At 71.9% G+C, this 15722-nt stretch carries 12 protein-coding genes; 8 read left to right on the forward strand and 4 right to left on the reverse strand.

The genetic code is table 11. The features are described 5' to 3' along the window. Positions 1–40 precede the first annotated feature (40 nt). The 3 genes from ABD127_RS17555 to ABD127_RS17565 all read right to left on the reverse strand — a co-directional run bounded on the left by ABD127_RS17555 (position 41) and on the right by ABD127_RS17565 (position 4773). Complete coding sequence (locus ABD127_RS17555; protein WP_344203887.1) at positions 41–2416, reverse strand: N-acetylmuramoyl-L-alanine amidase; 2376 nt, start codon at positions 2414–2416, stop codon at positions 41–43. A 173-nt stretch (positions 2417–2589) separates the two neighbouring features. Then, a complete protein-coding gene (locus ABD127_RS17560) occupies positions 2590–3963 on the reverse strand; it encodes an NAD(P)H-quinone dehydrogenase (RefSeq protein ID WP_344203889.1) in 1374 nt (457 codons plus the stop codon). Positions 3964–4116: 153 nt separating this feature from the next. Further along, positions 4117–4773 (reverse strand): biliverdin-producing heme oxygenase, encoded by a 657-nt coding sequence (locus ABD127_RS17565; protein WP_344203891.1) that lies wholly within the window; start codon positions 4771–4773, stop codon positions 4117–4119. A 205-nt stretch (positions 4774–4978) separates the two neighbouring features. On the opposite strand from ABD127_RS17565, the gene ABD127_RS17570 reads away from it, so the two are divergent. Genes ABD127_RS17570 through ABD127_RS17595 form a run of 6 tightly spaced genes read left to right on the forward strand, consistent with a single transcriptional unit; the run spans position 4979 to position 12572 of the window. Then, on the forward strand, positions 4979–6076 hold the full coding sequence (locus ABD127_RS17570; protein ID WP_344203892.1) for a heme/hemin ABC transporter substrate-binding protein: 1098 nt from the start codon (positions 4979–4981) through the stop codon (positions 6074–6076). Beyond that, a complete protein-coding gene (locus ABD127_RS17575) occupies positions 6073–7173 on the forward strand; it encodes a FecCD family ABC transporter permease (RefSeq protein ID WP_344203893.1) in 1101 nt (366 codons plus the stop codon). The genes ABD127_RS17570 and ABD127_RS17575 overlap by 4 nt, the downstream gene beginning before the upstream one ends. Next, positions 7170–7973: a heme ABC transporter ATP-binding protein gene (locus ABD127_RS17580; RefSeq protein WP_344203895.1), complete on the forward strand. Its 804-nt coding sequence runs from the start codon at positions 7170–7172 to the stop codon at positions 7971–7973. Before ABD127_RS17575 ends, ABD127_RS17580 begins: the two co-directional genes overlap by 4 nt. Continuing rightward, the gene (locus ABD127_RS17585; protein WP_344203897.1) at positions 7955–9010 is read left to right on the forward strand and encodes a hypothetical protein; all 1056 of its coding nucleotides are present in this window, start codon (positions 7955–7957) and stop codon (positions 9008–9010) included. The genes ABD127_RS17580 and ABD127_RS17585 overlap by 19 nt, the downstream gene beginning before the upstream one ends. Further along, positions 9007–10353 carry a hypothetical protein gene (locus ABD127_RS17590; RefSeq protein WP_344203899.1) on the forward strand — a complete coding sequence of 449 codons (1347 nt, stop codon included), beginning with the start codon at positions 9007–9009 and terminating at the stop codon, positions 10351–10353. Before ABD127_RS17585 ends, ABD127_RS17590 begins: the two co-directional genes overlap by 4 nt. Before the next feature lie 53 nt (positions 10354–10406). After that, on the forward strand, positions 10407–12572 hold the full coding sequence (locus ABD127_RS17595; RefSeq protein WP_344203900.1) for an S-layer homology domain-containing protein: 2166 nt from the start codon (positions 10407–10409) through the stop codon (positions 12570–12572). Between the two features lie 68 nt (positions 12573–12640). On the opposite strand, the gene ABD127_RS17600 is transcribed toward ABD127_RS17595, so the two are convergent. Further along, a complete protein-coding gene (locus ABD127_RS17600) occupies positions 12641–13201 on the reverse strand; it encodes a TetR/AcrR family transcriptional regulator (RefSeq protein WP_344203901.1) in 561 nt (186 codons plus the stop codon). Positions 13202–13283: 82 nt separating this feature from the next. Between ABD127_RS17600 and ABD127_RS17605 the strand changes: the two genes are divergently transcribed. Further along, positions 13284–14075 (forward strand): purine-nucleoside phosphorylase, encoded by a 792-nt coding sequence (locus ABD127_RS17605; RefSeq protein WP_344203903.1) that lies wholly within the window; start codon positions 13284–13286, stop codon positions 14073–14075. After that, entirely contained in the window at positions 14072–15697 is a 1626-nt protein-coding gene (locus ABD127_RS17610) for a phospho-sugar mutase (RefSeq protein WP_344203905.1), read from the forward strand. The genes ABD127_RS17605 and ABD127_RS17610 overlap by 4 nt, the downstream gene beginning before the upstream one ends. Positions 15698–15722: the final 25 nt, after the last annotated feature.

Raw genomic sequence — 15722 nt, forward strand, 5'->3', positions numbered from 1 at the left:
TCCGGTGGGGGCCCTTTTCGCGGTCGTGCCAGGATGCCCGTCAGCTGATGGGGGCGCCGACGCTGTAGTACGGCTTCTGGGCCACCGGGAGCTGCTCGATCGGCGGCACCTTGCCGCCGCCGAGGCGCACCAGGGCCGCGTACGTCGTGACGTGCTGGATCGTCCGGCCGTCGGCCCGGTAGACCTCCGGCTGACCGGCGAACTGCACGGCGGTGTTCGCCGCGAGCTCCGGCCCGCCGACCCCGACGAGGTTCGCCGTGGCGGCGCTCCAGCCGATGAGCCTCGGGGCGCTGCCGCCCGTGAGCTGCATCAGGCGGTCCCAGCTGCGCACGTGGTGCAGCTGCTGCGCCTCGAGCAGGTAGACCTCGCCGCGCCCCGCGACCTGCATCAGGAACGGTGCGGACACCGTGGCCGCCGACTTCGGCAGCGAGGCGCACGCGGTGTCCGGCAGCGCCGTGGGCGTCCAGCCCGCCGTCCCCGAGCCGGAGACCGGCCGGAACGTGCCGCCGGAGGCCAGGTACGTCGTGCCACCGCACGTCACGAACGGGCTCAGCGAGCCCTTCGTGATCGGGGTGCTCGCCAGGCTGCCGGCCGCCAGGATCGTGTACTTCGTGGCACCCGCCTCGGCCGCGAGGTCGAAGGACGGGATGTGCAGGAGCCCGCCGTCGCCGACCGACAGGTAGACCGTCCCGGCGTTGGACTCGCGCACCAGCGTGTGCGGCTCGAGCAGGGCCGGACCGGCCGCGAGCTTCGCCGCCCCGCCCGCGGACATGCTCGCCACGTAGGTGTTGCCGCCCGCGGCCGAGCGCTGGAGCGCCGCGACCGTCGAGACGTAGCGGCGCTGGGTGCCGCTCAGGCGGTAGACCTCGGGACCGCTCTCGATCCGGAAGAAGTCACCGACCTCGGGACCCGTCGCGAACGCGTCGGCCTGGCCGGGCGCGATGTTGACGTAGGACGAGAAGGAGTACCCGTAGGAGGCGATCGTGTCCTGCGTCGCGAAGCGGTGCTTCGTGCCGTCGGCCTGCAGCAGGTACAGCGTGCCGGTACGCGGGTCGTGCACGTAGCGCGACGCGGGGCCTCCGGTCGGCAGCGGGTCGACCTGGGCGGCGGGGACCTGGCGGACCCAGCCCAGGCGCGAGGCCAGGACCGACAGGTCGGCGACGTCGGTCACGTGGTGCTTCGACGAGCCGTTGAGCAGCCAGACCTCGGGTCGGCCCGGGACCTGCACGAGCCCGGTCGGCGTCATGGCGGCAGCGACCTGGTCGCGCAGACCGCCCGCGGCGTTGATCCAGGTGAAGACCTGCTGGCCCGGGCACGCCGTGGACTTGACGCTGCGGTGGCCGTCGATCCGCTGGATCGTCACGCCGCCGATCGAGTACGCGCCCTTGGCCGGGGTGTTGAACAGGGAGTGGCGCCACGCGACGAGCCGCACGAGCGCGTCCTTCATCGCCTGCGGCGGGACCTCGCTCGTGAACTCGCCCATCAGCGAGACGCCCGTCGTGTTGGCGTTGACCGCGGTGTTGCCCGCGTGGGCGCCGTACGGGGTCTTGGTGATGCCGCCCGCGCGACCCTCGAAGATCTGGCCGTAGCGGTCGACCAGGAAGTTGTAGCCGATGTCGCACCAGCGCTGGCCGTCCATGTGGTAGGCCTGGATCGAGCGGACGATGCCGACCGACTGGGCCGCCGTGTAGACGTTGCTGCCGGCCGTGTGGTGCACGATCGTGCCCTGGAACGTGCCGTTGTCCGGGGCGGCGCCACAGCCGGCTCCGCCGTAGGCGCGAGCGCCCCACTGGGCGCGCGAGGTGATGTTCGGCTGGGCGCCGGCGGCCTGGGTCAGCGTCGGCGACGCGCCCGGGTCGACCGTCACGAGGGTCAGCCCGGCGGGGTCGATGTCCTCGGTCGCGACGATGCGGGCCTGGGCCGCCTGCGAGGCACCGACCCACTTCGGCTCGGTGCCCGGGATGCCGCCCTCGGCGGGCTCGTCCTCGGGGTCCAGGATCGTCCAGTCCGACCAGGTGCCGTCCTGCTGCCACCGGACCTGCACCTCGGCGACCTCGGCCGGCACGCCGCCGGTCCACGTGACGCCGAGCAGCTCGAAGGACGGCAGGTCGTGCGGAGCGAGCTCGGCGACGACGGTGCCGTTCTGGATCGTCGGGACGGTCGGGTCCGCGACGGCGACGAGGGCCGCGTCCTGCGCGGTGTACTCCTCGCGGTCAGGGGCCGGCGTCACCTCGAACTCGCGCTTCTCGACCTGGGTCGGGGTGCCAGCGGTGTCCTCGGTCTTCATCGACGTGACGACGACCGCGCTGAGCAGCGCGGCGACGAGCATCGAGACGGCCAGCAGCGGAACGGCTCGCACGAGGACGGCGCGGCGCGTGCGGCGCACCCTCGAGTGGCGGTTTCGTCGGGCGAACATGGATCTCCCCATCCGGCGGTGACTGGGGGGAAGGCTCACCGCCAGGGTCGATTAGACACCACTTTGGTCACACCCGCCACATGCACCACAGAACTACAACGGTGTGATTTTCCCTGGAACGCCAGGCCTCAGGCCGAGGGACCTTGGCCCCCCCGCCTCGTGGCCCCGCGACGTCACTCCGGGCGGTGGATCCGGCGAGCGACCTCGGCGACGGTGCCCGACATCGACGGGTAGACCGTGAAGGCGTTGGCGACCTGGTCGATCGTGAGGCTCGTGGAGACCGCCAGGGACACGACGTGGATCAGCTCGCTGGCGCGGGGCCCCACGATGACGCCGCCGATCACGGTGCCGCTGCCGCGGCGGGCGAACAGCTTGACGAACCCGTCGCGGACGCCCTGCATCTTCGCGCGGGGGTTGGCGGCCAGCGGCAGCATCGCGACGTCGGCCTGGATGCCCTGCTCGTCGATCTTCTTCTGCGACACCCCGACGGTCGCAATCTCGGGCGAGGTGAAGATGTTGCTCGAGACCTCGGTCAGGTTGAGCGGGTGCACCGCCGAGCCGAGGACGTGGGCCATCGCGATGCGTCCCTGCTGGGCCGCGACCGAGGCGAGCATCAGGACGCCGGTGCAGTCGCCGGCGGCGTACACGCCCGGCGCGGTCGTGCGCGAGACCCGGTCGACGCGGACGAAGCCGCCGTCGTCCAGCAGCACGCCGTTCTCGGCGAGGCCGAGGCCCTCGGAGTTCGGGATCGAGCCAAGCGCGAGCAGGCAGTGCGAGCCCTCGACGACACGACCGTCGGTCAGGGTGACGCGGACCGTGTCGCCGTCGCGCTCGACCGAGGCCATGCGGGAGTTGCCGAGCACGTCCATGCCCCGGCGGCGGAAGACGTCCTCGATCGTGTCGGCGGCGTCGGGGTCCTCGCCCGGCAGCACGCGGTCGCGGCTGGAGACGAGGGTGACGCGCGCGCCGAGGCCGTTGTACGCCGAGGCGAACTCCGCGCCCGTGACGCCCGAACCGACGACGATCATGTGGTCGGGCAGCTCGGTCAGGCCGTAGACCTGCTCCCAGGTCAGGATGCGCTCGCCGTCGGGCTGCGCGGTGTCGGAGACGCGGGGGTGGGCACCGGTCGCCACCAGCACCGCGTCGGCCTCGATCGTCGAGGTCGCGCCGTCCGCATCTGTGACCTCGATCGTGGTGCCGGACGCGAGGCGGCCCTGGCCCCGCAGGATCCGCACGCCGCTGGAGCTGAGGCGCTCCCCGATGTCGTGGGACTGCGCCTGGGCGAGGTCGAGCACGCGGTGGTTGACCTTGGCGAGGTCGGCGTGGACGCCCGAGGGCAGCTCGACACCGAGCTCGAGCGACTCGGCGACCTCGGTCAGGACGTCGGCGGTCGCGATCAGCGTCTTGGACGGGACGCAGTCGGTCAGGACGGTCGAGCCGCCCCAGCCGTCGCGCTCGACGATCGTCACCTCGGCACCGTGTCGCGCGGCCACGAGGGCCGCTTCGTATCCGCCGGGTCCGCCACCGATGATCGCCACGTGAGTCACGCGTCCATTGTCCCGCACGCGTTTCCGGACCATCACCCGGGCGAAACAGGGTCAGCCGACGCTCCGGACCGGGAATGATGCATTGGGGTCGCCCCAGCTACCCGAATGCATCAGTGCCGGTCCGGCCGGCTCGCCGGCTAGCGGGTCCGTGGGTCAGCGGCGCCAGGCGGGGAGCTGCTGCGTGAGCTCGGCGAACAGGGCGCCGTTGAGCCCGAAGACCGTCTTGACCTCGGCCAGGACCCGCTCCTGCTGGGACGGGTCGAGCGGCAGCGCGTCGAGGCGCTCGCGGTAGGCGTCCTTGTACGGCTTGGGCTTCGGGATCGCGGGGAAGGCGTAGAACTCCACGCCCGCGCCGTCGAGCTCGAACTGGCGCGCCAGGAGGCGACCGATGGCCTGCCCGCCCGAGAGGTCGCCGAGGTAGCGCGTGTAGTGGTGGGCCACGAACAGGGCGCCCTCGCCGGCTGCCTGCTGGACGCGCGAGACGTAGGCGTCGGTGGCCGGGCTCGCGTGCTCGACCGGTCCGCCCCAGAACGCCAGGTCGGCGTCGATCGAGGCAAGTCGCTCCAGGCTCGGGTCGATCACGGCGGACGCGATCGGATCGGCGGCCAGCGTGGCGGCAGCACCCTCGAGCGCGGCGTAGACGCGGCGCAGGCACGACAGGTACACCGCGTAGCCCTCGGCCGAGACCTGGCCGGCGAGGAGCTCGGTCATGAACGACGAGCCCTCGGCATCGCGGTGCTCCGAGGTCGAGCCCTCTCGCAGCAGCGTCGACAGCGAGACGGCGGAGGGCGACTCCTGGGTGATGGTCATGGTGGCTCCTGCGCGACGGTCGGGGCGGTCCCCCGATGGGGACCAGTGTCCATCATGGCAGATTTGATGACAAGTCGTCAGCATGGATCTGACGATGTGACGTGATCGAGATGACAACTCGACGCGTCATGCCTTAAAGTAAGCCAAGCCTTATTCAGGTTACCGTGCCCTAAGCGCGGTTGTCACTCGCCGGAGGAAACTTTTCGTGCTGCGCCGTCGCCTGCTCGCCGCGTCCTTCGCCGTCTCCCTGCTGGTGACCGCGGCCTGCGCACCCGGATCCGGCGGGGGCCACGGCTCGGTCGGCTCCGACGACGCTCCCCCGCCGCTGTCGGAGGTCACGCCCCTCGACGACCCCCGTGCGTGGGAGGGCGGAGCGCACGCCGGTCTCGGCGGCGTCGAGATCCGCCCCATCACCGACGACGCCGCTCCGGCGCTGCCCGTGACCGTCACCGACGCCCAGGGCACCCCCGTCACGATCACGAGCGTCGACCGGGTCCTGGCCCTCGACATCTACGGCACCCTCTCGCAGACCGTGTTCGAGCTCGGTCTCGGTGAGTCGCTGGTCGGCCGCGACGTCTCCACCCAGTTCGACGAGGCCACCGACCTGCCCCTGGTCACGAGCAACGGCCACGAGCTCAACGCCGAGTCGATCCTGGCGCTGGACCCGACGCTGATCATCACCGACACCTCGCTCGGCCCCTGGGACGTCGTGCTGCAGATGCGTGACGCCGGCATCCCGGTCGTCGTGGTCGACTCGACCCGCAGCCTCGAGAACATCTCGACCCTGACGAACCAGGTCGCGACCGCGATGGGCGTCCCCGACCTCGGCGTGCAGCTCAGCGAGCGCATCATGGCCGAGACCGAGGACGTCGTCGCGCAGATCGACGCCATCGCCCCGAAGTCCCAGGGCGAGAAGCTGCGCACCGTGTTCCTGTACGTGCGGGGGCAGGCCGGCGTCTACTACATGTTCGGCGAGGGATCCGGCGCCGACGACCTCATCACGTCGCTCGGCCTCTACGACGTCGCCGGCGAGATCGACTGGTCGGGCATGAAGCCGGTCAACGACGAGGGCATCATCGCGGCGCAGCCCGACCTCATCCTGATGATGACGAAGGGCCTGGAGTCTGTCGACGGCATCGACGGCCTGCTCGACCGCCTGCCCGCGATCGCCAACACCCCGGCCGGCCAGAACAAGCGCATCGTCGACATGAACGACAGCCAGATCTTGAGCTTCGGCCCGCGCACCCCCGACATCCTCAACTCGCTCGCGGTGTCGATCTACGCTCCCGAGGCGCTGAAGTGACCCTCACGACCCCCCGCGCCAAGGCGCCGACCGACGCTCCGACCGCGCACCTCCCGAAGGCCGGCGTGGCCCGCAGCTCGGCGCTGTTCCTGGTGCTGCTGATCGCCGGCGCCGTCCTCGCGGTCGTGGCGGCCGGTCGTGGCCAGCTCGACATCCCGGCGGGCGAGGTCCTCGGGTCGATCCTGCACCGCATCGGCATCGACGCCGGCACGATGCCGACCCACCCGCAGGGCGACGCCGCGCTCTGGCAGGTCCGCTTCCCCCGGGTCGCGATGGCGATGGTCGTCGGTGCCGCCCTGGCCGCGGCCGGTGCGCTGATGCAGGGCGTCTTCGGCAACCCGCTCGCCGAGCCCGCCGTCGTCGGCGTCTCGGTCGGCGCGGCCTTCGCCGCCGCGATCGTGATCGTCTACCAGCTCTCGTTCGCGGGCGAGTGGACGATCGCCCTGTTCGCCTTCGTGGGCGGGCTGGTCACGACCCTGCTCGTCTACTTCATGTCGCGGGCCGACGGTCGCACCGAGGTCGTCACGCTGGTCCTGACCGGCATCGCCATCAACGCGGTCTGCTCGGCCGGCCTGGCGTTCATGCTGTTCATCGGCGACACGCAGGCCCGCGAGGAGATCGTCTTCTGGCAGCTCGGCAGTCTCAACGGCACGCGCTGGCAGTACGTCTGGGTCGCCGCGCCCATCGCGGCGGTCGGCCTGCTCGGCGCCGTGATCCTCTCGCGCAAGCTCGACATCCTGTCCCTCGGCGACCGCGCTGCGCGCCACGTCGGCGTCGACGTCGAGCGGACGCGCCTCACCGCGATCGTCCTGGTCGCGCTGCTGACGGCCGCCGGCGTCGCGTTCGCCGGCATCATCGCCTTCGTGGGCCTGGTCGTGCCCCACGTCGTGCGCATGATCGTGGGGCCGGGCCACCGCGTCCTGGTGCCCGCGTCCGCCCTGATGGGCGCAGTGCTGCTGCTCGGCGCCGACCTGGTCGCCCGCACCGCGATGGACACCGCCGACCTGCCGATCGGCATGATCACCTCCCTCGTCGGCGGGCCGTTCTTCTTCTGGCTCCTGCGCCGCACCCGCCGCACCGCGGGAGGCTGGTCGTGAGCCTCACGGTCAGCGGCGTCGGCGTGACGATCTCCGGCAACCAGGTCCTCGCGGACGTCGACCTCACGGTCACCCCCGGCGAGCTCCTCGCCCTCGTGGGCCCGAACGGCGCCGGCAAGACCACGCTCCTCAACGTGCTGGCGGGCGACCTCACGCCGCAGGCCGGGACGGTCGAGCTCGACGGGCGCCCGGTCTCCGGCATCAAGGTGCGCGACCTCGCCCGCCGCCGCGCCGTGCTCCCCCAGGAGCAGCGCCTGGCGTTCGGGTTCCGCGTCGTCGACGTGGTCCGCATGGGCCGCACGCCCTGGGCCGGCACCGACGCCGAGGACCTCGACGACCAGGTCGTGGCCGAGGCGATGGCCCGCACCGATGTCGTGCACCTGGCCGAGCGCATCTACCCGACGCTCTCCGGCGGCGAGAAGTCCCGCTCCTCGCTGGCCCGGGTCGTGTCGCAGGCCACCGAGATCGTGCTGCTCGACGAGCCCACCGCGGCCCTCGACATCCGCCACTCCGAGCAGGTCCTGAGCGAGGCGCGCCGCCTCGCCCGCGCCGGCCACGCGGTCGTCGCGGTGCTGCACGACCTGTCGATCGCCGCCGCCCACGCCGACCGCGTCTGCGTGCTGGCCCACGGGCGCGTGCGTGCCGACGGCCCGCCGGCCGAGGTCATGCGCCCCGACCTGCTCGCCGAGGTCTACGGCCACCCCGTCGACGTCATCACCCACCGAGACCGCCTCGTCGTGATCCCCCACACGATCACCGACGCCGTTGCCGAGGAGGCCACGTGCACCCCGTCCGCCTGATCCCTCTCCCCCGCACCGCCGCGGCCGTCGTGGCTTCCGCGATCGTCGCCGCCGGCGCGCTCGTCGGCCTCGCGACGCCTGCCGAGGCGGCCGGGCGGGTCTCGATCAGCAACGACCAGGGCGGCGGCGCGGTCATCGACGCGACGTACGCGACGCAGCTGACCCTCTCGGGCAGCGGGTTCCAGTCGATCCAGGGCGGCCACGGCGGCGTCTACGTGTTCTTCGGGACCGTCTCGGGCGGCTGGAAGCCCAGCGCCGGCGGCCAGACCGGCAAGGACTACTTCTACGTCCCCGACAGCGAGAGCGCCGACAACCAGGGCTTCCAGAAGTTCGTGGCGTTCCCGGGCAGCGACACCGGTGCGGCGGCGAACGGCGGCCTGATCGCCGCCGACGGCACGTGGAGCACGACCCTCACGGTCCCCGGCGCGAAGTTCCAGTCGGTCGACCGCAGTGGTGCCGTCAAGGAGGTCGACTGCACGCAGGTGCAGTGCGGCATCATCACGATCGGCGCCCACGGCGTCACCAACGGCACCAACGAGTCCTTCACGCCCGTCGAGGTCGGCGACCTGTACGGCGGCCAGGCGCCCGCTGACACGGCCGCACCCGTCGCCGAGGCCCCCGTCGTCACCCCGCAGACCGGCGAGGTCGCGACGACCGCAGCGATGACCGTCGACCGCGCGGCTGCCGTGCCCGGACGCATCCTGACCTTCAACGCCGTCGGCCTGGTTCCCGGTGAGCTCGTCGTGGCGACCCTCGACGACGGCCTCGCCGCCGCCGGTCCCATCGCGGTCGGCACGAACGGCCAGGTCGCCGGTGCGATCGAGCTGCCGCTCGACCTGGAGCCCGGCACCCACACCCTCAAGCTCTCCGGCGAGCAGGGCCTCTCGGTCTCGTTCGCCGTCCGCGCGCTCGACGACGGCGGCGACACCCCCTGGCTGGCGATCGGCATCGCCATCGGGGCGGGCGTAATGCTGCTCGTCGTGCTCGTGGGCTCGGCCCTCTGGATCCGCTCCGCCCGTCGAAAGGCAGCAGCATGACCACCACGGCACGCCGCGCGCTCGTCGCGCTCCTGATCACGGCCCTCCTGACGGCCTGGGTCGCCCCGGCCTCCGCCGAGGAGGCCACGCCCCCGCCGGCCGGCGAGACGGGCACGACCGAGCCCGGCGCCGACCCGGGCGACCCCATCGACCCGGTGGACCCCGTCGATCCCGTCGATCCCGTCGAGCCGGTGGACCCCGTCGATCCCGTCGACCCCGTCGACCCGGTGGACCCCGTCGACCCGGTGGACCCCGTCACGCCTGAGCCCGACGGCACGGTCACCGGAGCCGTGCTCCGCTGGGGGGTCAACCACGAGTCCAACAACCGCGCCTTCGCGCCCGGCACCTTCAACTTCTTCCGCGCCGGCAAGCTGCCCGATCCGGGCCGGGGCGGCGTCACGATCACCGAGTCGCAGTGGAACGGCAGCGCTGGGAACGTGTCGATCCAGAAGTGGAACGGCTCGGCCTACCAGCCGGCGACCTGGGCGGGTCTGTCGACCGACCAGAACGGAACGACGATCCCGTCGGCGACGTCCGGCACGTTCTCCGGCCACCAGATCGTCTTCGCGAACGGCGCCGGCACCGTCGACCCGAACGCCGGCACGATGTCGCTGACCTGGGACGGCGACGCGACGATCATCTACTACTCCGGCATGACGTTCTTCTACCTCAGCGATCCCGCTCTGGAGGTCGCCAACGGTCGCGGCACGCTGACCGCGACGCTGTCGGGCTTCGCCTCGTCGATGGAGGACCTCACCCAGTGGGGACCGGTGGCCCCGCGCACCGTCACCGTCGCGACGTTCTCCCAGGCCTCGGTCACCGCTGACGGCGTCTTTCAGGCCACGCCGGACTACGCCGGTGTCGACAACGGCCTGCCGGAGCAGGTGCGGTCGGGCGACGACTGGGGCTCGTTCCCGAGCGAGTTCATCAGCTTCCAGCGTGAGGCCGGCGCAGCGTCGTACTGGTTCTCCAGCGGCGGCTCGGCCGACCGGTTCAAGACCGCACTGCCCGTCACGGTGCTCGTCGACCCCAGCATGCTGCCGCCCGCCCCCGTCGTTCCGGTGGCCTCGAGCTCGACCCTCCCCTCGAACACCGCGGTGGCTCCCCCGCGTGCCCCGACCCCACGAGCGGTCGCACCCGTCATCGCGCCCGTCGCCGCCCTGACCGCGGCCCCTGAGCCGGCCGCCTACCAGTCCGCCGGCGAGCACGGCTGGATGCTCGGCCAGACGCCAATCACCGACCAGCTCGTGTGGTGGCTGCTCGCTGCCGCGCTGCTGACGATGGCGGCCTCGACCGTCACGGCTTCGGCCGTGTACGTGCGCCGTCTGCGCCCCACGGCCTGAACGTTCCCCCTCCCCCCGGCCGGTTCGCCGGCAACCATCACGAAAGGCACGACATGTCCAGCAACAGACTGCGTCGCGCGTTGGCCACGGCCTTCGCGGCGACACTCGCCCTGGGAGGCGTCGTCATGGCGACGACGACTCCTGCAGCGGCGGCTCCGGCGACGGGAACCTCCCCGTCGAGCGCGATCAGCGGCGCCACCTTGGTGTGGGGCCTCAACGGCTATGCCCAGGACGGCATCTTCGGCCCGTGGACCTTCAAGGACTTCGCGGGCAACGCGACGTACCTCGAGGGCAACGTCGTCGGCACGGCCGCCCCGACCAACGCGAACCCGCAGACCGAGTACAACGTGTCCCCGGTCCCGGCCACCTCGTTCCCGGTCAGCAAGACCGGACGCCAGGCCAACGCGGTCAAGTTCAGCGCCGGTACCGGCACCAAGATCGGCGACGTCACGACGATCTCGTGGACCGGTTCCTACACGGTCAACGCCTACCCGGCGATCTACAACGCGCCCAACGAGATCTACGCGAACCCGACGCTGACGATCAACGCCGACGGCTCGGGCGTGCTGAAGATGAGCTTCAAGATCGGCGCGGGCACCTCGATGACCGGCACACCGTTCGAGGAGAAGGACTTCGGCCGCGTCTCGCTCGCGACGTTCGACGCCGGCTCCATCACGTCGACCGGCACTAACACGTTCCGCATCGACCCCGACTTCAACGGCGTCAACAGCGGCATCTCGAACCAGACGACGTCCTGCACCACGGGCACGGGCTGGGCCGGTTCCTGGCCGACCGAGTTCGTCCAGGCGCTCAACTCGCATGAGTCCGGTCAGTCGGTCGTCGCGCACTTTTACTCCACCGGCTGCGGTGGGCGCAACGACAACAAGCCCGCGCTGCCGATCGACGTCACGTACGCCCCCGTCGCTCCGTCGGTCACGGTCAGCGAGGTCGTCATCGACCCGACTGACGGCGCGGCCGACGTCACCGTCACCGGCACCGGCTTCCTGCCGCAGCTCTCGACCTCGACCCGCCCGCCGGTCGCGGTCGGGCAGTCCGGCGGCTACTACATCGCGTTCGGCAAGTTCGCCACGGCCTGGCAGCCCTCCGCGGGCAACGCCAGCTCGACCCGCTCCGTCGCCGCGGGCAACGCCGCGGTGACCAAGTGGGCCAACCCGGTCTCGAACGGCTACGTCGCTCCGAACAACCAGAACACGGTGCTCGGTACCGATGGCTCGTTCAGCACGACGGTCTCGGTCAACAAGGCCACGATCGACGCGATCGCCTCGGCCGCCGGCAACACGCAGTACGGCATCGCCGTCTACCCGGCCAGCGGTGGCTCGACGCCCGTCGGCGAGGTCCTCGTCCCGATCACGTTCGACTCGACCGACCCGGTCGTGACGCTGGACGGACCCGCGACGGTCGTCGAGGGCACCTCGGCCGACTTCACGGTCGAGGTCGACGACCAGAGCGCGACCACGGTCGAGTACCGCTTCACCAACGGTGAGTGGGTCACGGTCGAGGACGGTGCGTTCAGCCTGACGGGTCTCGAGCCCGGCTCGTACGACCTCGAGGTGCGCGCCACCGACGAGGTCGGCCGCACCGGCACCGACTCGGCGACCCTCGAGGTCACCGAGGCGCCGGTCGAGCCGATCGCGTTCACCGACACGGTCGGCAACACGTTCTCGAACGAGATCGCCTGGCTGTCGACGCAGGGCATCACGACGGGTTACGACAACGGCAACGGCACGTTCTCGTTCCGTCCGTCGGACGCGGTCCTGCGCGAGCAGATGGCGGCATTCCTCTACCGGTTCGAGAACGACGGGGCCAACCCGCCGTCCGATGCGCCGAACGCGACGTTCACCGACTCGGTGGGCAACACGTTCAGCAAGCACATCGCCTGGCTGGCCCAGCGCGGCATCACGACGGGCTACGCGGACAACACGTTCCGTCCGAGCGCTCCGGTCCTGCGTGAGCAGATGGCGGCGTTCCTGTACCGCCTGGCCGGCAACCCGGTCGTGGTGCTGCCGGAGACGTCGCCGTTCGCCGACATCCCCACGACCCACACGTTCTACAAGCAGATCGTGTGGCTGGCCTCGACGAACATCACGACCGGGTACGTCGAGCCGAACGGCTCGAAGACGTTCAAGGGCTCGCAGCCGGTCCTGCGTGAGCAGATGGCCGCGTTCCTGTTCCGCTACAACAACCTGCCGCAGAGCTGACAGGTCGACCGAACACAGCACGACACGAGCAGGGCGGTCCGGGCAACCGGGCCGCCCTGTTCGGCGTCTCAGGCGCGGACGGCGCGAACCACGAAGTCGGCGACGACCTCGGGATCGAGCCGGCGGGGCTGCACGCAGGCGTTGATCAGCGCGACGGTCGCCGGGACCCCGTCGACGTCGAAGTCGCCCGCCTCGATGCCGGCCTCGAGGATCTCGACCAGGACGCGCTCGACCTCGATGACGTGGTCGCGCATCTGGGCGAGGGCTCCGGGCGACAGCAGACCGAGCAGCTCGGGCCCGAAGCCGAAGTGCTGCTCGCCCTGGCGCTCGATGTGGTGCCGGACGTACGTGCGCAGGCCCTCGGTGGGCGTCGCGGCGCCCAGCAGGGCGCGGCGGGCGGACGTGACGTACTCGGTGGTCTCGTGGAGCGCCAGCTCGACGACGACCGACTCCTTGTCACGGAAGTGGTTGTACAGCGCCGTGCGACCCACCCCGGCCCGCGACGCGATGTCGCTCAGCGTGATGGCCGCGTAGCCCCTCTCCCGCATAAGATCGGTGAAGGCGTCGAAGACGTGGGATCGCACCAGGGCGCGGTGGTCGGCGAGGGTGTCGCCCACGATCTTCGGCATCGGTCCAGAATACGGGACACGACGACGGCCGCACGTGATCCAGCGCCGCGACGGCGCCGCGTCGCTGTCGTACGGTAGGCCGGTGAACCCCTACGAGCACGCCCAGCGCGCCGCCGACGTCCTGCGCGAACGCACCGGAGGCGGCGACCACGACGTCGCCCTCGTCATGGGATCGGGGTGGATGCCCGCCGCCGACGCGCTCGGTCAGCCGGACCACGAGATCCCCCTGGCGGACCTGCCCGGCTTCAGCGCTCCGGCCGTCGCGGGCCACGGCGGCACCGTCCGCTCGCTGCAGGTCGGCGACCGCCGAGTCCTGGTCTTCCTCGGGCGCACGCACTTCTACGAGGGCAAGGGCGTCGAGGCCGTCGTGCACGGCGTGCGCACCGCAGCGGCGGCCGGGGTGACGTCCCTGGTCCTCACGAACGGCTGTGGCGGCCTGGTGCCGGAGTGGACCCCGGGCACCCCGGTCCTGATCAGCGACCACATCAACCTCACGGCCTCGTCGCCCCTCGTCGGTGCGACGTTCGTCGACCTCACCGAGGTCTACTCGCGCCGCCTGCGCGGGCTGGTGCGCGAGATCGACCCCTCGCTCGACGAGGGGGTTTACGCCCAGGTCACGGGCCCCCACTACGAGACGCCGGCGGAGATCGGCATGATCCGCGCGATCGGCGGCCACCTGGTGGGCATGTCCACGGCGCTCGAGGCCATCGCCGCACGCGAGGCCGGGCTGGAGGTCCTGGGCATCTCGCTCGTCACGAACCACGCCGCCGGCACGACCGGCGAGCCCCTCAACCACGAGGAGGTCCTCGAGGCCGGCCGCCAGGCCGCCGCCCGCATGGGGGCCCTCCTGTCCGACGTCCTCCCCCGGATGTGACCGCCGTGAGCGAGCTGCACCAGCGGGCGCGCGACTGGATCGCCCAGGACCCCGACCCCGAGACCCGCGCCGAGCTGCAGGCCCTGCTCGACACGGGCGCCGACGACGAGATCGCCGAGCGCTTCTCCGGCCGCCTGCAGTTCGGGACGGCCGGGCTGCGCGGCGAGCTGGGCGCCGGCCCCCAGCGGATGAACCGCGTGATCGTCGCCCAGGCGGCTGCGGGTCTCGCGGCCTACCTGCTGCGGCACGAGGACGCCCCGTCGGCCGTGGTCGGCTACGACGCCCGCCACAACTCCGACGTGTTCGCCCGCGACACCGCCGAGATCCTCGCCGGTGCCGGGGTGCGAGCCGTGCTGCTGCCGGAGCCGCTGCCGACGCCGGTCCTGGCGTTCGCGATCGGCCACCTGGGGCTCAGCGCCGGGGTCATGGTCACCGCCTCGCACAACCCCCCGCGCGACAACGGCTACAAGGTGTACCTCGGCGACACGAGCCAGATCGTGCCGCCGGCCGACACCGACATCTCCGACGCGATCGACCAGGTCGGGCGCGTCGACGAGCTCCCCCGGTCCGAGGCGTACGAGGTCGCGGGTCCGGAGGTCGCCGAGGCGTACGTCGCGGCCGCAGCGGCCACCGTGCCGCCGGGCCCCCGCGAGGTCACCGCGGTCTACACGCCGATCCACGGCGTCGGCCTCGCGACGCTCGAGCACGCCGTCGCGGCGGCCGGCTTCGCCCCGGTGCTGCCCGTGGCCGAGCAGGCCCAGCCCGACCCCGACTTCCCCACGGTGGCCTTCCCGAACCCGGAGGAGCCCGGCGCGATGGACCTCGCACTGGCCCTGGCCTCGCGCTCCGGGGCCGACGTCGTGATCGCCAACGACCCCGACGCCGACCGCTGCGCCGTCGCAGTCCCGACCGGCCAGACCTGGCGGATGCTGTCCGGCGACGAGGTCGGAGCGCTCCTGGCCGACCTGATGCTGCGCCGTGGAGTGGAGGGCACGTACGCGTCGTCGATCGTCTCCTCCGACCTCCTGGGCCGCCAGGCCGCCGCCCACGGGCGCGCCTGGCAGCAGACGCTGACGGGCTTCAAGTGGATCGGCAAGATTCCCGACCTGGCCTACGGCTACGAGGAGGCGCTGGGCTACAGCGTCGCCCCGCACATCGCGCGCGACAAGGACGGCGTCACGGCCGCGCTCGCGATCCTGGCCCTGGTCGCCGACCTGCGCGCCCAGGGCCAGACCCTGCTCGACCGCATCGACGACCTCCACCGCGAGCACGGCGTGCACGCGACCGGCCAGCTCTCGGTACGGGTCGAGGACCTCACGATCATCACTGCGGCGATGACGACCCTGCGCACGGCTCCCCCGTCGGAGCTCGGTGGGCTGGCGGTCACGTCCGTCGACGACCTCGCCGACGGCTACCGGGGGCTCCCACCGACCGACAGCATCCGCCTGGGCCTCGACCAGGAGGCCCGCGTCATCTGCCGCCCGTCGGGCACCGAGCCCAAGCTCAAGTGCTACCTCGAGGTCGTCGAGACGGTGACGTCGTCCCTCGACGACGCGCGCGCCGCGGCCGCCGAGCGGCTCACGCGGATCCGCACCGACCTCGCTGCTGCCCTGGGCCTCTAGCCCACGGACGCCCACGGGCCGCGAG

The sequence above is a fragment of the Aeromicrobium alkaliterrae genome, from assembly GCF_039529015.1.
GTDB classification, from domain to species: Bacteria; Actinomycetota; Actinomycetes; order Propionibacteriales; family Nocardioidaceae; genus Aeromicrobium; species Aeromicrobium alkaliterrae.